Source organism: Pseudomonas fildesensis, from assembly GCF_001050345.1.
In the GTDB taxonomy this organism is placed as follows: domain Bacteria; phylum Pseudomonadota; class Gammaproteobacteria; order Pseudomonadales; family Pseudomonadaceae; genus Aquipseudomonas; species Aquipseudomonas fildesensis.
On the sequence record NZ_LFMW01000039.1, the window covers coordinates 282,172 to 305,013 of the forward strand.

A 22,842-nucleotide genomic window follows, 5' to 3' on the forward strand; every position below is an offset into this window, starting at 1 on the left:
GAAACGTTCATTAATCGGTGAGGGGTCATGGCCCGGAGACAAACGGGGAGCAGGCCCGCAGACCACTGGCGATGTACTTTTCGACGGAAGACACCGACACCTTCAACTCGGTGGCGATGTCGCGATGGCCCATGCCATGCAGCTTGCACAGCAGCAGTGCCTGGCGGGTCTTGACGGGTTTGCGGTGCAGCGCGCTATCGATTTGGGTCAGGGTTTCCGTGACCAGGGCGCGGACTTCTTCGGAAGGCGCCAACGGTTCGGCCTGCAGCTTGAGCCCTTCGAGGTGGCACGCTTCAAGGCGACGGCGGCGATAGAGGTCGATCACCATGCCCTTGGCGATTTGGGTCAAGTGGCAGCGCGAGTCTTCGATCGAGGGCACGCAGCCTTTTTTGATGAGGTTGAGATAGACGTCGTGGGCGAGGTCCGCAGCATCAACCGGGTTGCCCAGCTTGCGGCGCAACAGGCTGCACAGCCAACTGTGATGGTCGACATACAGCCTTTCAAATTGCTGCTTAAACGCGAACGCTCCGTTGTCCACTTCACCTCTCCTGAGACGCTGATATTCGCGATCAACTTTTGACTAATGCGAATAGGTATGATTATTATTTGAATCATACGGCGTTCATAGAGCCCCTGCAATGCAACGTGCCTACGCCTCTTCCTGTGCCCGGAATCCCGGGCGTTACCACAGACCCCGGATGGGTCTGTCGGCACTCGGTGCCATCTCTATTTCTGACTGTTCAGTTTGATAAGGCGGGAAATTTCCATGATGGAATCCAATCCAGATACGTTTTCGAAACTATCTGCCACGCGTTACGAAGAGCATATCTGGCTCTTGCAGCAGCAATACCCCGAACGCATTCTCAAACACCTCAGCGCCTGGCAACTCGACGCGGATATCGATGTTCCAAAGCTTGAGCGGGCGATCAAGACTGTTATCGAAACTTTGCCTGATCTGAACGCGCGCTATCAGTTCAACGACGACGGTGAAGTGGACAAAGTTCACGCCATTGACTGGCAATCCTGCGTTGAGCTCATTCGCTCACACTCCGATGCGAACGCCACCGAGCAATTGCTCGCGCAGCAGTCGGCGCCCTGGGATGCGCAAACTCAGCCACCGCTCAGCGCGCTGATTGTTCAAACCGGGCAGCACGTGATCCTGGCGTTCGTGGTGCACCAGATCCTCGACCAGACTTGCCAGGTAATCGATCTGTATCGCGGGGTGCTGAACGCTTATGTCGGGCACTCGGCCAGCGACACACCGTGGTTGCAGCGCCAAGCGGATGGCACTATTAGTGCGCCTGCCGTCAGCGCCCTGCCGGCGACTGCCAACCATGATGTCGAGGCCATTATCCTTGGCGAATTCCGTGGCGCACTGGCCGAGCCCGACATGCAACTGACGGACGATTTTTTTGATTTCGGCGGCCATTCCCTGCTGGCGACCCGCATCATCGGCAAGCTGTTGAGCAACCACGGCATTGAAGTCCAGTTCAATGACTTTTTCAGTGCTCCGTCTGCAGCGGCCCTGGCATCACGGGCCAACGTCATCGCGCAGAACGATGGGGCAACGGCTGCCAGGAACGTGCCGCAAGACGTGCAAAAAGCACCGTTCGCCCTCGCCCAGGCGTCCCTCGGCCGAGCCTATGTGGCCTATGAGTTCGGGACGATTTTCAACCTGCCGTTTGCCCTGGACTTTCTCGACGGTGTGGACGAGGCGCTGTTCGAGCAGGCCTTCAGTGACCTGCTCAAGCGCCACGCGAGCCTGCGCACCACCTTCCACTTTGAGGGCGATGCGGCCTACCAGCAGATCGTGCCAATCGCACAACTGGCGGACTACAAGTGGTTCTGGTCCAGCCATGAAAGCCTGCGGGCGACCCTGGAAAGCGAGGCCACTTATCAATTCGACCTGTCCCGCGAACTGCCCCTGAGGGTTCGCTTCATTTACGACGTACAACGCCAGCGCCAGACCCTGTCACTGCTGGTTCATCACATGGCCATTGATGAGTGGTCGCTCAACGTCATGATGGAAGAGCTGGCACAGGCCTACCTCGCCCGCGCCGCCGACAAGGCACCCACTTGGGCAACACCCGCGCGCTCATTCCATGAGTTTGCGTTGCGCGAGCAGGCCACCGGCATCAATCAACAACATCTCGACTATTGGACGAGTATGTTGCGCGATGCCACCCGTGGCTTGACGCTGCCCTCCCCTGGCTCCCAGGCGAGCGCGCCCATAACGGTATCGTCGAAAGCGCAGTGGTTTGAGATCAAGCCGGACCAGACGCTCACCGACAACCTCTACACCTTCGCCAGGCAGAACAATTCGTCTTTGTTCGGTGTGGTCTATACCGCCATTGCGCTGTCCCTGCACAAGCTGGGTGACTTGAAAGATCTGGTGATCGGTACCTCGGCTTCCGGCCGTACCGACCCCGGCTTCTACGAGACGGTGGGCTACTTCACCACGATGGTCGCGCATCGGGTGCAGTTCGATCCCCGGCAAGCCATTGGCGCCCTGGTTGAAAACGTCACCCACCTGATCAACGACTCCATGGCCTATGCCGACGTGCCACTGGAACTGATTCAACACGCCCTGGGCATGACGCCCGCCGACGGCCTGCTGTTTGACGTGTACATCCAGATCCACGCCAACAATGCCTTGAACGGTGCCCTGGAAACCCCCGACGCCAGGGCGATCCGCTACCGCCAGATTGACCCGGACAAGAGCCAGTCGATGTTCGGGATTCAGTTCGAGATCATGGAAAACATGATTGATGGCAAACGCTCGTTGCGCCTGGTGATTACCTACCTGTCGGACCGCTACAGCGCCGAACAGATGGCGCGTCTGAGCGCGACGATTGATCAGGTGTTCACGCTGTTCACCATGCCCGATGCTGCCGGCATCGTGGTCGATCACATCCGCGTATAAACCTCCAGCCGGATCTTGTTAACAAGACCCGGCATTTCAACTTCTACCCTTCATGCATCCCGTAGCGCTGGAACGACGAGCGTTTGGGCAAGCGGTAGTGCGGCTGGCCCAGCAGCTGGTTGGCAATCGTCGCATTGCGAATGGCGGCAATCCCCAGGTCCGGTGAACCCACGCCATGCTGGAAGATTTCCGCGTTCTGCACAAAAATGCGGCCCACGCCTGCATCGCAACGACGCGCCGTAAAATCCTCCTCGACGATGCAGTCACCGTACTCATCGGTTTCCAGCACACCGCCCTTCAGCCGTTCAAACCACTGCGGCCAGACATGCCCGTAACCCGTGGCCGCCACAATCGCATCGGCTTCGAAGGCGCTGACCTGATCCAGTTCACGGTGCCGGTAGGCAATGCGCAGTGTGCCGTCGATATCCTCCACGGTCTCCACCTCGCAGTTGGAAATCAGCGTCAGGCCCGGGTCACTGCCGCCAATCGAACGCTCGTAGATCAGGTCGTAAATGTCGGCGATGGTCGAGAAACTGATGCCCTTGTACAGCAAGCCCTGCCCCGCCACGATGTCCCGGCGGCGCTCGCGGGGAATGCTGTGGAAGTACTCCATATAGGACGGCGTAAAGCACTCCTGCCCAAGCTTTGAATACTCCATGGGGTGAAAGCCCGGCGAACGGGTAACCCAGCGAATCGAAGCGCCCGCCGCGATGCGTTCCGGGGTCAATTCGTTGAACAGCGCCAGCACGCACTCCGCCGCACTTTGGCCGGACCCGATCACCGTGACCCGCTGACACTGCGCCAGTTGCGCCTGACGTTTACCGAACTCCGCCGAATGCATCACCGGCGCCGTGCTCTTCACCTGCGCCCACTTCGGCAACAACGGCACGGTGCCTATGCCAATGGCCAGGTCGCGGCTGTAGTAATGACGTTTGAAGCCCGACACCGACTGGCTCTCGATGAGGAACCGGTCGACGCTGGCGTCATAGCTCACCTCACAGATGTCTTCCCCGAAGTGGCAGTCGGGCAGTTGCTGCGACGCCCAGCGGCAGTAATGGTCGTATTCGCGGCGAGGCACCTGGAAGTTTTCGTAGTAATAAAACGGGTAGAGGCGATCGTGCTGATGCAGGTAGTTCAAATAACTCAGCGGGTGCGTGGGGTCGGCCATCGTCACAAGGTCCGCCAGAAACGGAACCTGCAGCGTGGTACCGGGCAACAGAAGCCCTTCGTGCCAGCGAAACTCTGCTTTGCGATCGAGGAAAATACTTGTCACGCCAGGATGCCTGGACAGTAACGCGGCCAGCCCGAGATTGAAGGGCCCGATGCCGACTCCGGCAATATCAACATGTGGTGTATCCATCATCCCATCCATCTCCATAGGTACTGGTTGGCAGTGGCACGGCTTTCAGACGCCCACTGCGCTCATATCAAATTCCGCTACCGGCTCAGGCACCCTCGGCCATAAGCAGGCGTTCAACGTCTTGTGCATTGCGGCAACGCAAGAGTTGCCCGGGTGACAGTGCGACCGAAAAGTCTTCGCGCACCCGCGCCGAAATAGCCTTCAAATGCTGGGGACGCAAGCCCAGGCTAATGAAGTCCACCCCGTCATTGGCGCCGTCTTCCAGCGACCGACCCAGCACGCTCAGGTATATATCCAGCACCTTGTTGCGCGGGGTCGCGCAAGGTTCGGCGGCGTCATTGGCTGTTGCGCGGAGCAGGTCGCGCGCCCGCTGGCGATCCGGCTTGCCGTTTTGCGACAGCGGCAACGCATCCACCCTCAGGAACCGCGTCGGTACGTGAGACTGCGGCAGATGCTGACGGGCATAGTTACGCAACGCGGCGGTCGTCAGCTCGGCAGCGTGCGGCTGAGCGACATACAGCGCACCAATGCCGACCTCGCCCTGGCGCTGCTCGCCAACATCGACCACCAGCACGTGCCGGACCGCTGGGTGATTGATCAGCTCGATCTCGATATCCGGCAGCGACACGCGCACACCGCGCACCTTCACATAGCCATTGACCCGGCTGTCGAAGATCAGGGTGCCGTCGCGGCGGTAGCGCCCGCAGTCGCCGGTGCGGAAGGCACGAACGGGCTGACCGTGCTCATCGAGCACTGTCACGAACTCGCTCTGGGCCAGCGCGCCGTTTTCCAGGTAGCCCAGTGCGAGGTTGACGCCGGCGGTGTGGATTCGGCCCACCACGCCCACAGGGCAATGCGCGCCCTGAGGGTCGAGAACGAAGTAGCGGTTACCCGGCAACGGCCTTCCATAAGGGATCAGCGCACGGTCGTGCGCCGAGATGTCGTGCCAGATGCTCCAGATCGTGGTTTCCGTCGGCCCGCCCAGGGAAATCAGACGTGACGACGGCAGCAACTCGCGCAACTCGGCAATCACGCCGGGTTTGATGTAGTCACCGCCCTGGGCAATCAGGCGCAGGCTCTTCAAATCATGTGTCGCGCGGCAAGACAGCAGCATCTCCAGGATCGCCGGCACCGAGCACCACAGTGTCACCTGATGCCGGGCGATCAACTGGTTCCAGCGCACGGCGTCCTTGTCTTCGCCGGGCTCCGGAAGCACCAGGGTCGCCCCTGCCGTCAGGCAGCCCAACACGTCGAACACCGACATGTCATGGTGCAGCGGCGTCACGGACATAAACACATCACACTCGTTCACGGCCCAGTGTTCGAGGGTGCTGCCGATCACGTTGGCTGTGGCGCGATTGCTCAGCAGCACGCACTTGGGCTTGCCGGTGGTGCCCGAGGTGTAGAGGTAATACGCCGGCGCTTCGCTCAACGACAGGTCATCCAGCGCGGGCGCGGGCACTGCCGGCCCCGACAGAAGTTCGTCCGGTGTGGCGAAGGGATGTTCGACCGGCTCGCCTTGAGCAATCACCACCAGGTCGGGTCGACAGTTTTCCAACAGGTACTGCCGTCGTTCGCCAGGTGCCGAGGCATCAATCGGCACCCAGATCAGGCCGGTCAAGGCGCAGGCCAGGGTCACTATCGTATGCTGCGGGCTGCGCGGCAGGCAGATCGCAACCACCTGGCCGCGAGACAATCCGCGCATTTGCAAGGCCGCAATGACCCTGCCTACCGCGTCGCCGAGTTCGGCGTACGTGAGGTGCTGGTCCCCGGCGATGAGGGCGGTTCGGGTGTTCCCGGGATCAAAGATGTGGCTCGCGATTCGTTCGAGAAAACCCGTTCGCGACGCATCACTGAGCGGGCTGTTCAACCGGTAGTGGCGGCTGTCGATAATCGTCGAGGTATCCAGGGCGAACACTGCGCTTGCAGTGACAGCGTTGATGGCCTTTTCGAGCGCGCTCAAGATATCGCTGACCATCGCAGCGTCCATCACCTCCCGCGCGTAATCGATGTCGAACACCAAAGCCCCTTCGGCGTTGGCCGAGAAGCGGATATCCATCGCCACTTGAGGCGTCTGGGTCAGCCCGCCACACAGGCTCATGGGGCTGTCCAGCGACGTGACCGGCCAGGAAAACCCGTTGGTGATCACCACCGGCAGCACCGGGCCCGGGCCATGGGATTCAAACAGCAATCGCGCCAGGTCCACACCGGAAAATGCCAGATGCTGCAGCCCTTCGAGCACGTCCACTTGCAGCTGGGTCGCCCGCTGCGCAAAACCGCCTGGCTCGGCGCTCCAATTGATCGCGATAAAGCTTGAGCGGTTGGCGAATGCACCTGTGGTTTGCGGCGCAACAGGTACCGCGACACACAAGTCACCCTCATCGACCCAGTGGGACAGCACTTCAAGCACCAGCGCCATCAGGGTGGAGTTCTTGAACAGTCGTTGCCGCGCGCCCAGTTTGCAGAACGCGCTGAACGCTGGCTTTGGCACCAGCAGGCTCTGTCGCTCATAACGCGAAGCACCCACCTGGTCCAGCGGTGTGGTCCATGGCAAGCGTGGCGCACCGCTGACGGCGGCGAGTTTGGCTTTCCAGTAAACGGCGTCCGCCTTGCGTTGGTCGGTGAGGTCTTGCGGCTCGGACGCACTCTCTGCGACGGGCTCTTCGTCTGTTGCACCGTCGAACAGTTCGACCATCAGCGTGGCGATTGAGCGTCCATCGAGGATCAACGCATCCAGGCGTACAAAGACGTGTAACTGGTCTTCCGGCAGCTTGAACAGCGTGACGTTCCAGGGCGAACGGTCGAGTTCGAACAGCCCGTGCGCATATGCCTCGCGCACTGCTGCAATGTGGGCCAGCGCATCTTCCGGCGACCTCTCGGTGAGATCGACTTCATCCAGGTTCAACTCCCCCACCTCACTGACACGCTGCACGAACTTCTGCGCATCGATGTGTGTCCGCAGGCTGGGGTGACGTTGCACCCTCTCGGCCAAACGACCGCGCAGCAGCGCAGGGTCCATGGCGCCGCGGTACTCGCGAAACTCTTGCATGGCCACGCCACCGAGTGGCATCTGCGCGCTGCGTCCCAGCAGATAAGCTTGCTGAAGCGAGGTCAATGGCTGCTCGACAACCGCCTGACGCAAGGGTTGATCCAGCACCGAGGCGCATACCGCGACCTCGCGCACGATTGCCACGAAACGTTCGAACACGTCCGACACCCAGGCCTGCGGCAGCGCATCCAGACGGATGTCCCAATTGATCAGAATGCCGCCGTCAGCGCAGGCGATCTGCGCATCGAGTGCCACTTGTGGCCCCTGGGAAATAACCCAGTTCATCGGCCCGAACACACGCCGCACGCGCGTTGAAAGAAGATCGCCACCGGGCATGTCCAGCGCCGCCGTAAACACCACCGGTGCCAGTTGCGGCGTGCCATGGTGGCGGGACAGGTCGCGCATCAGGTTCACCCCGGGATAGGCGCAATGTTCAAGCAGTTCGACCATCTTGCCCGCCAGTTGCGTACACAGCATGGCCGGGCTGCGGGAGGCCGCGATATCCACGTCGAGCATCAGTACGTTGGCAAAATCGCCGATCACACGCTCCACGTCATCAACCAGCGGCGGGCGCCAGAACGTGGGGACGTTGAGGCGAAAGACGCGGTCGCCGGTGTGCGTACCAAGGGCCGTTGCAAACAGCCCCATCATTAAGGTGGACAGGGTGATTCTGCGCTCGCGGGCTACCTGCTGCAGCGCGTGACGCTCGTCGGGGCCCAGCCATGTACTGAGACGATGACTGCGCGCCTGATCCGGCTGCACGTCGAGAAACGGCAACGTCGGCGCAGGGGCGACGTCCGCCAGCCGATCACGCCACCAGAGACGGTCGCGCTCGCGGGCCGTTTTCAGTGACGGGTCGGTGCGCGCCTTGTCGTACCAATCGAAGAAAGACGGCGTAGGCAGCGCGGCGCCTTCGGGGTCCTCGTAGAACTGTGCGAGGTCCTCCATCAACGTGCGGAAACTCGATGGGTCGATGGCGATCATGTCGGTATCGACATGCAGGCGGAACGCATCGTCCGCCAACAGGCTCACGGAAAATCGGGCCCCGCCCTCCTGGCTCAGATCCAACTGCTGATGGGTCCATTGCTCACGCTTGGACAACAGATGCTGCGTCACTTCCTGCTCGGTCATCGCACGCAGGTCTTCGACCTCAAGCGGCGGTGACGCGTCTGGCGCGGCAATGGATTGCAGTCCTTCGACATTCACTCTAACCCGCAGCATTGGGTGCAGCAGGCAGACCCGTTCAAGTGCTTTGCGCAGCCGCTCGAGATCAATGGCGAGGCCATCGAACTCGGCATACAGATGAGCCGAAACTCTCCCTAAAGACGCATGAGCAGTGCGCCCGATCCAACAGGCGGCTTGCATTGAAGTTAACTCTCTCATGGCTCACTCATATGATTGACAAATCTAAATGATTAGCGTCCCCTATTAGAAACAATAATGATTATATTTCAACATTTAATTTTTTGACTCACTGGCCACGGAGGCTTCCCCCAAAATGAGAACGGGTACCCTTAGAACGAACGAGATAGATGAGGTGCAAATCTTTGATGAAAAACGAAGTTTTTCATTCACCTCCGGCGACCGCGAGCTAGCGGTCACCGGGACACTGCAGAGAATCGAAACACCGGCCATTGGCGGTGATGACGCCAATAGCCTGTTTCAAAAAACGATTGCGCAGGCCTTCGATCGAGCGCGCAAGGCCGGCCAGAGCAACCCTATTATCGTCGGTGCAATCCCCTTCGATCCCACCGAAGCTTCTTGCCTCTACATTCCCGAACACGCGCACTGGCAACCCCGCAACACCCTCGCGCCAATCACCACGGCAACGTTGCCTGAACTCATCGAACAGAAAAACATCCCGGACGAGCACGCCTTCAAGCGCGCGGTGGAACACGCCATCGTCAACTTCCGCCTGAGCGACGTGCGCAAGGCTGTGCTGTCTGTGCAGCGCGAATTGGTCTTCGCTCAGGATGTGGACGTGAATGCCATGCAAACCAACCTGCGGGCGCAGAACCCCAGCGGCTATCACTTCCGTGTGCCGATGCCCGATGGTTCTACGCTGATCGGCGTCAGCCCCGAGTTGCTGGTGCGCAAGGAAGGCCTGAGTTTCCTGTCCAACCCGCTGGCAGGATCGGCCAAGCGCATGGCCGACCCGAAAGCCGACCGCCGCAACGCCGATTGGCTGTCAGCCTCGGAAAAGGATCATTACGAACACGGTTTTGTGACGCAGGACATCGTCAGCCAACTCGGCGAGCTGTGCACCCAACTGAACGTGCCACGGCGCCCCTCCCTCATCAGCACGCCTGCACTCTGGCACCTCTCCACACGCATCGAAGGCACGTTGGCCGACCCGAGCGTGTCGGCCTTGCAGCTTGCCTGCCGCCTGCACCCGACGCCCGCCGTCTGCGGCTTTCCCACTGAGCGTGCGCGACGCCTGATCCGCTTCGTCGAGCCCTTTGAGCGCGGCCTGTTCACCGGCATGGTCGGTTGGTGCGATGCCCAGGGCAATGGCGAATGGGTCGTGACGATCCGTTGCGGCACCGTCAAGCGCAACAGCGTTCGCCTGTTCGCCGGCGCCGGCATCGTCGAAGCGTCCAGCCCCGACGCCGAATGGACAGAAGTCCAGACCAAACTCGGCACCATGTTGCGCGCCTGTGGATTGGCCCACTAACTCGAATTTTCTGACGTGTGAACACTATGACTATTGAATTTAACCACTGGCCCCTGGACAGAGCGCAACGCTATCGGGACGAGGGCTACTGGATCGACAAACCGCTGACCCACATTCTCCAGACCCGCAGCCAGTCGCAACCCCACGCGCTGGCGATCGTTTGCGGCGAGCGCCGCTTCAGCTACGCCGAGCTGGATCAACTCTCCTCCAACCTGGCCACACGGCTGGCCGCCAGCGGGCTGGGCAAAGGCGACACCGCCCTGGTGCAACTGCCCAACATCGCAGAGTTCTACATTGTTCTGTTCGCCCTGCTCAAGGCCGGGATCGCGCCCCTCAACGCGCTCTACAGCCACCGAAAACTGGAGCTCAAGAGCTACGCCAAACAAATCGTGCCACGGCTGCTGATCGCCTCCCGCGAGCATGAGGTGTTCCGCAGCGACAGCTATATTGCCGACTTCAAGGAGGTCGGTACAAACCCTGAAATCACCTTGCTGCTGGGTGAAACACGTCACGAAAACAACCTCGCTGAGTGGATCGAAACCTCAGGCCGGCGCGCCGCGAACTTCTCCCCCACCGAGCCAGGTGAAGTGGCGTTGTTCCAACTGTCGGGCGGCAGCACGGGCACGCCCAAACTCATCCCGCGCACGCATAACGACTATCACTACAACGCCCGGACGAGTGCGCAAGTCTGCGAGCTCACAGCACAGACGCGCTTTCTGTGCGCCCTGCCCGCAGCGCATAACTTCCTGCTCAGCTCACCCGGCGCTCTGGGCGTCCTGTATGCCGGCGGCGCTATCATCATGGCCCCCAGCCCGGAGCCGCTGACCTGCTTTGCGCTCATCCAGCGTCATGAAGTGAATACAGTGGCCCTGGTGCCCAGCGCCGTCGCGTTGTGGTTGCAGGCAGCGCCGGAACATCGGGAACAGTTGCACTCCCTGGAATTCCTCCAGGTCGGTGGCGCCTGCTTCGCCGACTCGCTGGCCCACCAGGTTCCCGGCGTACTCGGCTGCAAGCTGCAACAGGTGTTTGGCATGGCTGAGGGGTTGATCAACTACACCCGCCTGGACGATTCCGACGAGCAGATCTTCACCACCCAAGGCCGGCCCATCAGCCCTGGTGACGAAATCAAAATCGTCGACGAACAAGGCATCCCCGTCGCCGACGGTGAGCCCGGCATGCTCGCCACCCGTGGCCCCTATACCTTCTGTGGCTACTACCGCAGCCCCGAGCAGAACGCCCAGGCATTCGACAATGAGGGTTACTACTACTCCGGCGATCTCGTCCAGCTCATGCCAACCGGCGATTTGCGCGTGGTCGGCAGGGTCAAGGACCAGATCAACCGTGGCGGTGAAAAAGTCGCCTCGGAGGAAATCGAAAACCTCATCGTCCTGCACCCGGACGTAACCCACGCCGGGTTGGTGGCCATGCCCGACGACCGCCTGGGGGAGAAGAGCTGCGCCTTCGTCGTGTCGCGCAACCCCAACCTGAAACCGCCCACGCTGCGCCGCCACTTGATGGAACTGGGCATCGCCGAATACAAGCTGCCGGACCGCATCCGGCTCATCGAAACCATGCCACTGACGGCCGTGGGCAAGATCGACAAGAAGCACCTGCGCCAACTCCTGGCAGCGGAAACCACGCGCACTTGGTTGCAAACCCGCGTGCTGCAACTGGTCGAAGACTGCGAAGACCTGGACCCGGAAGAAAACCTGATTTTCTACGGTCTCGACTCCCTGCAAGTGATGAAACTCGCCGCCGAACTCAAAGAGCGTGGCATCGCCGTCAGCTTCGAAGAACTGGCCGACTCACCCACGCTCGCCAGTTGGTGGTCGCTGGTAGACACACGGCAGAAAGCCGCCTGACCGAGCTGCTTCGCCCAGTCAATTTAAAAGGAGTTGAAAATGACCTTGTCCACTGCCGACCAACGTAAGCTTGAGAGCTTCTGGCAGCACTGCGTGACGCACCAATACTTCAATATCGGATACCCCGAATCCGCCGACTTCGACTATTCGCAACTGCATCGCTTCCTGCAGTTTTCGATCAACAACTGCGGGGACTGGAACGAGTACAGCAACTACCTGCTGAATTCGTTCGACTTTGAGAAGGACGTCATGACCTACTTCTCCGAACTGTTCAACATCGCGCTCGAAGACAGCTGGGGCTACGTCACCAACGGTGGCACCGAAGGCAACATGTTCGGCTGCTACCTGGCCCGCGAACTGTTCCCGGACGGCACCCTGTACTACTCCAAAGACACCCATTACTCCGTGGCGAAAATCGTCAAATTGCTACGCATCAAATGCCGTGCAGTCGAGTCACTGCCCAATGGCGAAATCGACTACAACGACCTGATGGCCAAAATAGCCGCCGACCAGGAACGCCACCCAATCATCTTCGCCAATATCGGCACCACCCTGCGGGGCGCAATCGATAACATCGCGATCATCCAACAACGCCTGCAACAGGCGGGCATTGCCCGTCACGATTACTACCTGCACGCCGACGCCGCGCTGAGCGGGATGATCCTGCCCTTCGTCGAACACCCGCAACCCTTCTCGTTCGCCGACGGGATCGACTCCATCTGCGTCTCCGGCCACAAGATGATCGGCTCGCCCATTCCCTGCGGAATCGTCGTGGCCAAACGCAAAGACGTCGCGCGTATCTCGGTGGAGGTGGACTACATCCTGGCTCACGACAAAACCATCAGCGGCTCGCGCAATGGCCACACCCCGCTGATGATGTGGGCGGCGCTGCGCAGCCAGTCACTGGCCGATTGGCGCCACCGGATCAGGCGCAGCCTGGACGCCGCGCAATATTCGGTCGACCGCTTCCAGGCTGCGGGGATCGATGCCTGGCGCAACAAAAACTCCATCACGGTGGTGTTCCCCTGCCCGTCAGAGCAAATCGTGAAGAAATACTGCCTGGCCACCTCCGGCAATACGGCCCACCTGATCACCACGCCCCATCATCACGACAACCGCATGATTGATGCCTTGATCGATGAGGTGATTGCCGAAACCCAACTGACAGCCTGGCAATCCGGGAAAACATCCAAACGAGCCGCCGGCTAAAGACGGCTCACTCATCTATTGATGGAGACACACCATGCAGCCACTGAAAGCACCTGAAGCGTGCGAAAACCTCAACGACATTCGAGCAGGCATCGACTTCTTCGATCGCCAGATCCTCGAATCACTGCAAAAACGCCTGCGCTATGTAAAAGCTGCCGCACAATTCAAAGCCAATGAACAAGACATCCCGGCCCCGGAACGGGTGGCGGCGATGCTGGAAGAGCGGCGTGAATGGGCAATGGAAGCGGGGTTCGACGTAGCGTTTGTGGAAAAACTCTACGAGCAGATTATTCACTGGAATATTCAGCAGCAGATTCTGCACTGGCGCGCGACCTATCCCGAGAGGGCTCAAGCATAAAACCCTATCAGGCAGCCAAGGCGCGGGGGCGCAGCGATCCCGCGCCCTGCGCTTTACATGTCGTAACGCAAAACCAATTACAGCCAGCGAATTCAACCTCCGGCTAAATCAGAACGTCACACTGGCAGTCAGGCGAGCGGTACGCGGCTCGCCCTCGTTCACCTGCAATTGACCGCTGCCCGTATTGGACGGGTAGTAGTGCTTGTCGAACAGGTTGTCCACGTTTAGCTGCAGGCAGGTCTTGTAGTCCGACACCGGCAAGTCCCAGCGCAGAAACGTATCGGCCACGGTGTAACTGTCCATCCAGAAGCTGTTGTCATTGTCGACAGGGCGTTTGCCTACGTAACGGCCCCCGCCACCGACGTGCCATTGCCCGGTCGCTTCTGGAAACACCGTGAGGTGGTGGCTCACATAGAGGCTGGCGGTATGCATGGGGGCGTTATTGAAGCGATTCCCCTCATCCTTGGGGTCGTCGAGGATTTCGGTGTGGGCATAAGCATAGGTGCCGATCACATCCCAACCTGGCGCCAGACGCCCAGTGACATCCAGCTCGATGCCGCGCGAGCCGACCTGGAAGTGCGCTGGCCGGAGATCGCCTGGCGCTGACCGGACAAGACATGCTGCGCCAATTACCGGGCGTCAGTCATGCCTTCCAGACGCTGGCGACTTTTATGCTTGTGGGTCAGGGCTTGCCTGTCGAAGCGCTGAAAACTGCTTTGCGCAATGCCCTTCCCGCTCATCCCGACAGCTATTTGGGGGTCAGCGCATTGCCCAACGATTGCGGGGTTGCATTACGCATCATGACCCTCGATGCCGTGTCGCTGCGCAACAGCCTTCACAACGCCTGGGCGTGTGTGCGTGAGCATCTGACCGGCGTGGCACCCCGTATGCGTCGCAAATGAGCGCTGCTGCAGGTCTTACCGGATAGAACACGCCGAGTTTCCAGGCAACCATGGTTGCGTTTGACCCATTCGCCTAGCCTAACAATGCAGTACTGACGCCACTGTAATACCCCGGCCGGTCCAAAGGCGTTAGAGCGGCGCCGGCTCCACCTCGTTGAATGTCAAACCCTGGCTATCACTCAGTTGCCAGGGGTTGGCAACACCCGTCTCGCTGAATACCACGCGATCAAAGCGCGAGTCTTTCAACCCATCGATACGCGCCCTGGCCGGGCCGCTGAACCGAACGCGCTCGAAGACCAGGCCCTGGTGGTAAGCGTTGTGCTCGCCGTCACCCTTTACCTCGATCGCAGCACCTTGGGCATTCTCGACGCTGACATCGCTCACGCGGATGTCCTTGAACTGCCCGGCAATTGTCGAGCGCCGGTAGTCGAGCTTCGCATTCGGGTCGTTGTAGTCGAGGGTAAAGATGAACGCCTGCTTGACGGTGTTGCGGATGGCAGAATCGCGGAACGTCACGTTGCGTGCCCCGCCCCCCATGAAATGGGTGCTTTTCATGCGCAACCCGGCGTCCGTACCGTCAGAGACGTTGTCCTCTGCCAGGATGTTCTGGATCCAGGCCCCGGTGTGGCTACCGGCAACCACCATGCCATGGCCTTTGCGGAAGTAGTTATTGAAGATCCAGGCATCTTCCTGGGGCCGCTGGTGCACCGCATCGGCGCCGGTACCGGCGGCGAAGTTGACGCAATCATCCCCCGTGTCGAAAAAGTTGTTGAATACCATCGCGCCCTTGCTGTTGGCGAACTCAATGCCGTCGCCGTTATTGGCGTCGTAGGTCTTGTGGGTGGTGTTGGCCAGCACCACGTTCTCGGTCTCAAGGTTCATGATCCCGTGGTACGCCGGATTCAACACGGTGAAGCCGCCATAGAACACGTTCTTCACATTACGCAGGGTGATCAGCGAGGAGCGCATTTGCCCATAGGCGTCTTTGACGTTCATGCCTCGCGCGACGGCCTGCTCCACCTGAGCCTTGGCCAGGACCCCGTCCTGCAAGTAACGGGTATTGTCGCTGGGCAGGTAGAACGGCAATGCCTGGCCACGCTCGTCACGGACGTCGGCGTTGCGCTTCCAGCCATTGCCATCAATCGTGCCCTTGCCAACGATGCGAATATTCTCGAACACCTGGTGCTGACGCGGATCGCGGGGCAAGGCGTTGATCAGGGAAGCCGGGCGCACCGTGCTGGAATAGGGATATTGGATGTAACCCGCCAACGGATAATCTTCAGCGCGTTCGGAACCCAGCAAGGTCGCGCCTTCGGCGATCTCCAGGGTCATGTTGCTCTTGAGATAGAGCGCACCGCTCTTGTACGTGCCCTTGGGCAGCAACACCTTGCCGCCCACCGGGCACGCATCGATGGCGCTCTGGATTGCCAGGGTATCGAGATGGATGCCATCGCCTTTGGCGCCGTAGGTGGTCACGTCGAACACGGCCGGGACTTTTGTGGTGCGCTGCACCACGGCGGCACTGTCGGCAGACTCTTTGCCGCTGCCATCTACCGAGCGCACGGTGAACCGGTATTGGGTGTCCGGCTTCAGGCCTTGCGCGGTGTAACTGTGAATGCCGATGCGATGGTGAAAGTTCGCGCGGTCCTGCTGGTAGAAATGGTCTATGTAGGGCTTGGCGGGTGACACCTGATCGTTATTGCCGTTGGCACTGCCCAGCAGTGTGCCGTTGACGTAGACCCGGTAGTCCTTGATATCGGCATGTGCGAGGGGCTTTTCCCAGACCAGGATAATCTGCTGGTCGTCATAGGCCAGGGTTGGCACTTGCAGCCTGGATGGCGCCTGCAGCGCCCAGGACAACGGGCTGCAACTGATTGCCACGAGGGCCAGCGCCCAACGGGCCGAGGTCTTTTGAAGGGGTTGATACGGCATATTGTTCTCCTTGTTTTTGCCAGTTATCACACCGGGGCAGTGTTACGCCTGCCGCCCGGCTGCTTCGAGGTAGTGGGGCATGGTGCAGATCCTTGCTAATGAACAGGACCGCGGCGCCACCGGGGCGCCGCAGACTGACGGGTTACTGGGCGCCCAGCGCCTGGATCAGCCCGTCCAACTGCTCCACTTCTTCGGGCAGCAGATCGGTCAGCGGCGCACGCACCGGACCTGCGTCGCGCCCCACCAGCCGCGCCCCGGCCTTGACGATACTCACGCCATAGCCTTCGCAGCGGTTGCGAATCGCCAGGTACGGCAGGAAGAAATCATCGATCAAGCGCCCCACGGTGGCGTGATCGTCGGCGGCCACAGCCTTGTAGAAATCCATGGCCGTCTTCGGGATGAAGTTGAACACCGCCGAGGAGTACACCGGCACCCCCAGCGCCTTGTACGCGGCCGCATAGACTTCGGCGGTCGGCAGCCCGCCGAGGTAAGTCAGGCGATCGCCCAGGCGACGGCGGATGGACACCATCGACTCCACCTCACCGATGCCATCCTTGAAGCCAATCAGGTTCGGGCAGCGCTCGGCCAGTTGCTCCAGGCTGTCGGCGTTCAGGCGGCACAGGTTGCGGTTGTACACCACGACGCCGAAATCCACCGAATTGCACACCTGCTCAACGTGAGCCACCAGGCCTTTCTGGCTGGCTTCGGTGAGGTAATGGGGCATCAGCAGAATACCGGCCGCGCCCAGGCGCTCAGCCTCTTGAGCGTAGGCGATGGCTTGGCGCGTAGGGCCACCGGCACCGGCGAGGATCGGCACCTGGCCTTTGCAGGTGTCTACAGCGGTCTTGATGATCTGCGTGTATTCCCTGGCTTCCAGGGAAAAGAATTCCCCGGTGCCCCCAGCGGCGAACAGTGCGCTGGCGCCGTACGGGGCCAGCCATTCCAGACGACGGGCGTAGGTGTCGGCGCGGAAGTCGCCGGCCGCATCAAAGTCGGTAACAGGGAACGACAGCAAGCCGGAAGACAGGACCGTTTTTAATTCTTGTGGAGTCATGGTTCGCAAACCTCAAATCGGAAAGTGAATGTATACCTCGAGAGGTACGTCATCGTACAACTACAAATAAAGATATGCCAACGAGATATTTCAGTTATCGAAATATTCCAAAAAAACTCAATTAAACAATGGCATTAGCACTGGATGCGCGAATTAGCACCCAGTAATCAAACCCTATGTTGTACGATGACTGCAGGTTTTTAGCCTATTTGGCGGCGCTCGGACTCCTGACTGAAGTCACGACTGGCCTGCACCAACATCCGCGTATAGTCGTGCGTTGCCAGGTCTTGGCTCAGCCCCTGGCTGTCCATCAGCTCGACAATCCTGCCCTGCTGCATCACCGCCACGCGGTCACACAAATGCGTCACGACCCCCAGGTCATGGGTCACCATCAGGTAGGTCAGCTTCTCTTGCTGACGCAGGTCCGTGAGCAAGTTGAGGATCTCGGCCTGAACGGAAACGTCCAGGGCCGAAGTCGGCTCATCCAGCAACAGCACCCTGGGCTGAAGGATCAGCGCCCGCGCAATGGCCACCCGCTGACGCTGGCCACCGGACAATTGGTGCGGGTAACGGAAACGAAAACTGTCGTTCAGGCCGACCTTGCGCAGAATCTCGTCGATCCGGTCGTCCTTGTCCCCTACCCCATGAATAATCAGCGGCTCACGCAACGCGGTGTCGATGGTGTGCCTGGGGTGCAAGGAGCCGTAGGGGTCCTGGAAGACCATCTGCACCTTGCGAAAGTGCTCCTTGGGAATCTTGTGCTGCAGCGGCACGCCAGCAATGCTCAGCTCGCCATGCCAGTGCCGGTATTGCCCGGCCAGGCAGCGCAGTACAGTGGTCTTGCCCGAACCGGACTCCCCCACCAGGCCAAAGGATTCGCCGTCGGCGACGCTGAGACTCACATCGTGCAGCACCTGATTGAGGGCAAGGCCTGTGCCGAAACTCAGGTTCAGCGCGTGGGCTTGGATCATGGGCATGGTCAGGTTCCTCAGTGGGTCAGCCAGAGCGGATCGCGCTTGAGCACCGGCAGGTGCACACGGCGGTTGTCCATGCTTGGCAGCGCAGCCAGCAGGCCACGGGTATAGGGATGTTCGGCGTATTGCAGGTCGCAGGCAGCCAGGGATTCCACGACTCGCCCGGCATACATCACCAGCACGCGATCGCAGTAGTTACGCACCAGATTCAGGTCGTGGCTGACGAAGATCAGCCCCATCTGCTGTTGCTCCACCAACTCCTCCAGCACGCTGAGCACTTGCTGGCGCACCGAAACGTCCAGGGCCGAGGTAGGCTCGTCGGCGATGATGACTTCCGGGCGGGTGATGACCATCATCGCGATCATGATGCGTTGCCCCATGCCGCCGGAGACTTCGTGGGGGTACAGGTTATAGACCCGCTTCGGGTCACGGATATGCACCTGCTCCAGCATCTGCATGACCCGCTCGCGGGCGTCGCTGCGGCTCGCCTTGTGGTGGGCCAGGTAGGCTTCGGCGATCTGGTCGCCTACCTTCACCACCGGGTTCAGCGAATACTTGGGGTCTTGCATGATCATCGAGATACGCTGGCCGCGGATCTTTTGCATGGCCTTCTCGCTGGCCGAGAGCAGGTCGATCTCACCGAACGCCATGGCCTTGGCGCTGATCCTGGCACTGGGCGGGTGCAGCTTGAGCAGGCTGCGCCCGACGGTGGATTTGCCCGAGCCGGACTCGCCGACGATGGCGAGTTTTTCCCGGCCCAGGGTGAACGACACATCACGCACGGCATGGGTTTCTTTCTGGCCGTTGACGAAGCGCACATTGAGCCCTTCAACGTTCAATTTGATGGCGGACATAAGGTGTACCTCCGTTATTCGCTACGCGGGTCAAGAATGTCCCGCAGGCCATCGCCCAACAGGTTGAATGCCAGGCTGACCAACATGATCGCCGCACCGGGCACGGCCACCAGCCACCAGCACTCCAGCATGTAGCGCCGCCCCGTGGAGATCATCGCCCCCCACTCCGGCAGTGGCGCCTGCGCGCCCAGGCCGAGGAAGCCCAAGGCGGCGGCGGTGAGGATGATCCCGGCCATGTTCATCGTCAGGCGAATAATCACCGACGACAGGCACATCGGCACGATGTGACGCAGGATAATCCGCGCCGGTGTTGCCCCTTGCAGTTCCACCGCCACCACAAAATCCGCGTTGCGCAAGGACAGGGTTTCCGCCCGCGCCAACCGTGCGATGGGTGGCCAGGAGGTCAGCGCAATCGCCACTACCGCGTGTTCCAGGCCAGGGCCGAGGGCCGCGATAAAGGCCAGGGCCAGCACCAGGCTGGGAAAGGAAATGAAGATGTCGGTCAAGCGCATAAAGACCGTATCGACGGCACCACCGAAGTAGCCCGACACAGTGCCGACAAACAGCCCGATGGGGCCGACAATCACGGTCACCAGGGCGATGATGTACAGGGTGATCCGCGAGCCGTAGACCAGGCGACTGAAAATATCCCGGCCATATTCATCGGTCCCGAACCAGTGCGCCGCACCTGGCGCCTGTAGCGCATTGGCGAGGTTTTGCGCGACCGGGTCATGGGTGGCGATCCAGGGCGCAAACGTCGCCACGACGATCAACAGCAGCGCCACCAGCAGGCCGGCCAGGGTCATCGGGTTACGCAACAGGTGGCGCAAAATCCGCACACCGCTTCTGCACAAGGCATCGAAGCTGGAGCCGGGCGTACGCTCCACCTGCCGCTTCGCCGTGGAATCAATGGAAGACAGATTGGCATTCATCAGCATGTTCTCTGTGTGAAATCAGGATTGCCAGGCAGGCCCGGCCCAACTCAGCGCTGCTTGTAAACACCCAGGTAGCGGGTGGCCTCGGCGTCGTCACCGGTAAAACCCTTGACGTCGGCGGCACTGACCACGGTGTCGGTCATCTGGGAAACCATCATGATCGGACCCACTTGCTGGTCGTAGAGCGTCTGCGCCTGCTGGTACAGGCTCAGGCGCCGGGCCGCGTCGCGCTCCACACCGGCCTGGTCGATCAGGTTGTTGAGCGGCGGGCTGAAGAACGAGGCGCGCCAGCCCTGGAAGTTCGGCAAGCCGGCGTCATCGCTGTTGTTGGGGTTGTAGGCGAAGGTACGCAGGCTGAAATAAGGGTGCGGATAACGCTCGGCACCCCGGGCAACGATGATGTCGAAGTTGCGTGCGCGCATCGCGCCATACACTTGGTTGCCAGTGCCGGTGACGATAGTGGCCTTGATCCCGCCTTCCGCCAGGGTCGATTGCAGGCGCGCCGCGATGTCGATAAAGGGCGGCTCGGACAAGGTGCGAATGGTGGTGCTGAAACCTTCGGGATAGCCGGCTTCAGCCAGCAACTGCTTGGCCTTGGTCACGTCCAGGTGATAGCCGGGATCCGGCAGGCGCGCCTCCAGGCCCAACTGCATCGGCTGCTGGTTTAGCGTGCCGTAGTAAGGCATTACCTGCTCATCAAGGCCTTTGTAGTCGATCAGGTTGCGCACCGCTTCGCGCACTTTGAGCTTGGCAAACTCTGGCTGTTTCATGCTCATGGCCACGTAATACATGGTGCCGCGCGGCAGGGACTGCACCTGGATTTTGTCCGAGCCGTCGATAGCCCGAATGTCCGGCGCGGCCATGCCGTAAGCCAGGTCCAGATCGCCGCGCTCGAGCATCAGGCGCAGGGATTGGGATTCGGTCATATGCCGTACCACCACGCGCTTGAGCTTCGCGGCGCCACCCCAGTAACCGTCAAACCGGGTCAGCAGCAGCGAGTCATTGGCACTCCATTTGGTCAGCACGAATGGCCCGCTGCCCGCCTCGTTGGTCACCAGCCAGGCAGCCCCCAGGTCAGCGTTTTTTTCATGGCCCAGCACCGTCTTGCGGTCCACTACCACGGCGCTTGGCGAAATGGCCAGGGAGTCCACCAACAATAGCGGGTCCATGACTTGGGGCAGATCGATGACCAGGGTGTGTGTATCGCTGGCACGAATCAGCGACTGGATATTGTCGACGCTGTAACCGTAGGCCTTCCACGTGGTGGCCAAGCCGAAGTTGAGCTTCATCACCCGGTACAGCGACCAGGCCACATCCTCGGCGGTCAGCGGGTTGCCGGAATGGAACTTAACGTCCTGGCGCAAATGGAACGTCACCTGCTTGCCGTCTTCGCTGATCGCCCAGCGCTCAGCCAATTGCGGCAAGTGCTTTTCCGGGTTGCCATGATCGCGCTTGATCAGCGTGTCGTAGAGATTGGCGTTGACCCCCGAGGCATCGAGACCCGGCGCGTTGGCCGGATCAATGGAGAACAGGTTGACCATGCTCATGCCAACGATCAGTTGATCGGCCGGCGTCTTGGCCTGGGCCAGTGTGATCGGCCCCAGCGCCAGGACGGCCGCCAACAAGCCCATGTGCAGTTTGCAACGTTGAGTCTTCATTCAAGGATCCTTCTTCTTATAGTTTTATCGGTACTGCCACGGCGCGACGCTTAACGCGTGCGCGGGTCGAACACTGTGTAGAGCGCATCGCTGATCAGGTTGAGCGCGACGAAAATCAGGCCGATCACCAGCACACAACCCATCACCGCGTTCATGTCGCCGAGCATCAGGCTGCTGGTCAGGTACTGGCCAAAGCCGGGCCAGGCGAATACGGTCTCGATGAGCACCGCGCCTTCGAGCAGCGAGCCGTAAGCCAGGGCCACCACAGTCAGCAGTTGCACGAGGATGTTGCGAAAGGCATGGCCCCACACCACCTGGCGCCGGGACAAACCCTTGACGCGGGCGGTGATGATGTATTCCTGGGACAACTGCTCCAGCATGAAGCTGCGGGTCATGCGGCTGATGTAAGCCACCGAGTTCAGCCCCAGGATCAGCGCCGGCAGTACGATATGCCGCAGTGCGCTGGCAAAGGCTTCCCAGTCACCGGCCAGGGCCGAATCGACCAACAGCAAGCCGGTCACGTCGGGCACCATGCCGTCGTAGGCCAGGTCAATGCGCCCCGCCCCACCGGCCCAGCCGAGCCAGGCGTAGAACACCAGCAAGCCCATCATGCCCAGCCAGAAAATCGGTGTGGAGTAACCAAACAAGGTGATCACCCGGGCCACATGATCGCCCATGCGCCCCTGATTGCTGGCGGCACACACACCCAGCGGCAGCCCGATGACGATGCCGAACAGGATCGCCAGGGTGGCCAATTCTATGGTTGCCGGAAATACCCGGCGAATATCATCAAGCACCGGGTGACCGGTCAACAGCGCATTGCCAAAGTTGCCGTGCAGCAAGTCGTTGAGGTACAGGCCGAACTGCGTCCATATCGGTTTGTCCAGGCCCATGGCCCGGTACACCTGGTCGTAGGTGGAGCTGTCGGCGTCCGGCCCGACCACCGCCAGCACTGGGTCCAGCGGCATGACCCGGCCAATGATGAAGGTAAGTGCCAGCAGGCCGAGCAAGGTCACCAGGACCGTGCCGGCACGTCGGGCAGTATTGGAGGCGCGAGCCCCCAATACCGAGGCAGTCAAAACAAACATGGTGAGCTCC

Annotated in this window: 15 protein-coding genes and 2 pseudogenes; 6 read left to right on the forward strand and 11 right to left on the reverse strand. The window is 60.6% G+C overall.

The genetic code is table 11. From position 1 onward, the window contains the following. Nucleotides 1-25 precede the first annotated feature (25 nt). Nucleotides 26-538 carry a sigma-70 family RNA polymerase sigma factor gene (locus ACR52_RS28515; protein ID WP_048731715.1) on the reverse strand — a complete coding sequence of 171 codons (513 nt, stop codon included), beginning with the start codon at nt 536-538 and terminating at the stop codon, nt 26-28. Between the two features lie 228 nt (nt 539-766). On the opposite strand from ACR52_RS28515, the gene ACR52_RS28520 reads away from it, so the two are divergent. Further along, nucleotides 767-2,923, forward strand: a complete 2,157-nt coding sequence (locus ACR52_RS28520) for a condensation domain-containing protein (protein WP_048731717.1) — start codon at nt 767-769, stop codon at nt 2,921-2,923. Nucleotides 2,924-2,966: 43 nt separating this feature from the next. Here the strand turns inward: ACR52_RS28520 and basC are convergent, their stop codons facing one another. Beyond that, nucleotides 2,967-4,283, reverse strand: a complete 1,317-nt coding sequence (basC, locus tag ACR52_RS28525) for a putative histamine N-monooxygenase (RefSeq protein ID WP_048731820.1) — start codon at nt 4,281-4,283, stop codon at nt 2,967-2,969. Between the two features lie 85 nt (nt 4,284-4,368). After that, a complete protein-coding gene (locus tag ACR52_RS28530; RefSeq protein ID WP_236692213.1) occupies nt 4,369-8,697 on the reverse strand; it encodes an amino acid adenylation domain-containing protein in 4,329 nt (1,442 codons plus the stop codon). Between the two features lie 133 nt (nt 8,698-8,830). Between ACR52_RS28530 and ACR52_RS28535 the strand changes: the two genes are divergently transcribed. From ACR52_RS28535 to ACR52_RS28550, 4 genes are read left to right on the forward strand one after another with little or no spacing between them, the layout of a single operon-like run. After that, nucleotides 8,831-10,006: an isochorismate synthase gene (locus tag ACR52_RS28535; RefSeq protein WP_082143274.1), complete on the forward strand. Its 1,176-nt coding sequence runs from the start codon at nt 8,831-8,833 to the stop codon at nt 10,004-10,006. A gap of 26 nt (nt 10,007-10,032) precedes the next feature. Beyond that, nucleotides 10,033-11,868, forward strand: coding sequence for a (2,3-dihydroxybenzoyl)adenylate synthase (locus ACR52_RS28540; RefSeq protein ID WP_048731720.1), 1,836 nt, complete (start codon nt 10,033-10,035; stop codon nt 11,866-11,868). A 39-nt stretch (nt 11,869-11,907) separates the two neighbouring features. After that, entirely contained in the window at nt 11,908-13,077 is a 1,170-nt protein-coding gene (locus tag ACR52_RS28545; protein ID WP_048731721.1) for a histidine decarboxylase, read from the forward strand. A 34-nt stretch (nt 13,078-13,111) separates the two neighbouring features. Then, on the forward strand, nt 13,112-13,435 hold the full coding sequence (locus tag ACR52_RS28550; RefSeq protein WP_048731723.1) for an isochorismate lyase: 324 nt from the start codon (nt 13,112-13,114) through the stop codon (nt 13,433-13,435). A 108-nt stretch (nt 13,436-13,543) separates the two neighbouring features. On the opposite strand, the pseudogene ACR52_RS28555 reads toward ACR52_RS28550, so the two are convergent. Beyond that, a pseudogene (locus tag ACR52_RS28555) lies at nt 13,544-14,008 on the reverse strand (TonB-dependent receptor domain-containing protein); the annotation flags it as partial. Between ACR52_RS28555 and ACR52_RS28565 the strand changes: the two are divergent. Further along, nucleotides 14,008-14,337: pseudogene (locus ACR52_RS28565) on the forward strand (urease accessory protein UreD); the annotation flags it as partial. The pseudogenes ACR52_RS28555 and ACR52_RS28565 overlap by 1 nt on opposite strands. A gap of 129 nt (nt 14,338-14,466) precedes the next feature. Here ACR52_RS28565 and ACR52_RS28570 read toward each other — a convergent pair. The 7 genes from ACR52_RS28570 to ACR52_RS28600 all read right to left on the reverse strand — a co-directional run bounded on the left by ACR52_RS28570 (nt 14,467) and on the right by ACR52_RS28600 (nt 22,832). After that, nucleotides 14,467-16,269: a glycoside hydrolase family 28 protein gene (locus tag ACR52_RS28570; protein WP_048731728.1), complete on the reverse strand. Its 1,803-nt coding sequence runs from the start codon at nt 16,267-16,269 to the stop codon at nt 14,467-14,469. Between the two features lie 142 nt (nt 16,270-16,411). After that, the gene (kdgD, locus tag ACR52_RS28575; RefSeq protein ID WP_048731729.1) at nt 16,412-17,323 is read right to left on the reverse strand and encodes a 5-dehydro-4-deoxyglucarate dehydratase; all 912 of its coding nucleotides are present in this window, start codon (nt 17,321-17,323) and stop codon (nt 16,412-16,414) included. A gap of 200 nt (nt 17,324-17,523) precedes the next feature. Further along, on the reverse strand, nt 17,524-18,300 hold the full coding sequence (locus tag ACR52_RS28580; protein ID WP_048731731.1) for an ABC transporter ATP-binding protein: 777 nt from the start codon (nt 18,298-18,300) through the stop codon (nt 17,524-17,526). Nucleotides 18,301-18,311: 11 nt separating this feature from the next. After that, nucleotides 18,312-19,151 (reverse strand): ABC transporter ATP-binding protein, encoded by an 840-nt coding sequence (locus tag ACR52_RS28585; protein WP_048731733.1) that lies wholly within the window; start codon nt 19,149-19,151, stop codon nt 18,312-18,314. 14 nt (nt 19,152-19,165) lie between these two features. Beyond that, nucleotides 19,166-20,083: an ABC transporter permease gene (locus ACR52_RS28590; RefSeq protein WP_048731827.1), complete on the reverse strand. Its 918-nt coding sequence runs from the start codon at nt 20,081-20,083 to the stop codon at nt 19,166-19,168. A 50-nt stretch (nt 20,084-20,133) separates the two neighbouring features. Beyond that, nucleotides 20,134-21,744 (reverse strand): ABC transporter substrate-binding protein, encoded by a 1,611-nt coding sequence (locus tag ACR52_RS28595; RefSeq protein WP_048731735.1) that lies wholly within the window; start codon nt 21,742-21,744, stop codon nt 20,134-20,136. Nucleotides 21,745-21,794: 50 nt separating this feature from the next. Further along, nucleotides 21,795-22,832 carry an ABC transporter permease gene (locus ACR52_RS28600; protein ID WP_048731737.1) on the reverse strand — a complete coding sequence of 346 codons (1,038 nt, stop codon included), beginning with the start codon at nt 22,830-22,832 and terminating at the stop codon, nt 21,795-21,797. Nucleotides 22,833-22,842: the final 10 nt, after the last annotated feature.

Coding starts and splice junctions, on each gene's coding strand:
- ACR52_RS28585 (WP_048731733.1), bottom strand. CDS start 19,151: ATGTCCGCCATCAAATTGAACGTTGAAGGGCTCAATGTGCGCTTCGTC.
- ACR52_RS28590 (WP_048731827.1), bottom strand. CDS start 20,083: ATGAATGCCAATCTGTCTTCCATTGATTCCACGGCGAAGCGGCAGGTG.
- ACR52_RS28535 (WP_082143274.1), top strand. CDS start 8,831: ATGAGAACGGGTACCCTTAGAACGAACGAGATAGATGAGGTGCAAATC.
- kdgD (WP_048731729.1), bottom strand. CDS start 17,323: ATGACTCCACAAGAATTAAAAACGGTCCTGTCTTCCGGCTTGCTGTCG.
- ACR52_RS28595 (WP_048731735.1), bottom strand. CDS start 21,744: ATGAAGACTCAACGTTGCAAACTGCACATGGGCTTGTTGGCGGCCGTC.
- ACR52_RS28545 (WP_048731721.1), top strand. CDS start 11,908: ATGACCTTGTCCACTGCCGACCAACGTAAGCTTGAGAGCTTCTGGCAG.
- ACR52_RS28540 (WP_048731720.1), top strand. CDS start 10,033: ATGACTATTGAATTTAACCACTGGCCCCTGGACAGAGCGCAACGCTAT.
- ACR52_RS28570 (WP_048731728.1), bottom strand. CDS start 16,269: ATGCCGTATCAACCCCTTCAAAAGACCTCGGCCCGTTGGGCGCTGGCC.
- ACR52_RS28600 (WP_048731737.1), bottom strand. CDS start 22,832: ATGTTTGTTTTGACTGCCTCGGTATTGGGGGCTCGCGCCTCCAATACT.
- ACR52_RS28550 (WP_048731723.1), top strand. CDS start 13,112: ATGCAGCCACTGAAAGCACCTGAAGCGTGCGAAAACCTCAACGACATT.
- ACR52_RS28530 (WP_236692213.1), bottom strand. CDS start 8,697: ATGCAAGCCGCCTGTTGGATCGGGCGCACTGCTCATGCGTCTTTAGGG.
- ACR52_RS28580 (WP_048731731.1), bottom strand. CDS start 18,300: ATGCCCATGATCCAAGCCCACGCGCTGAACCTGAGTTTCGGCACAGGC.
- ACR52_RS28520 (WP_048731717.1), top strand. CDS start 767: ATGATGGAATCCAATCCAGATACGTTTTCGAAACTATCTGCCACGCGT.
- basC (WP_048731820.1), bottom strand. CDS start 4,283: ATGGATACACCACATGTTGATATTGCCGGAGTCGGCATCGGGCCCTTC.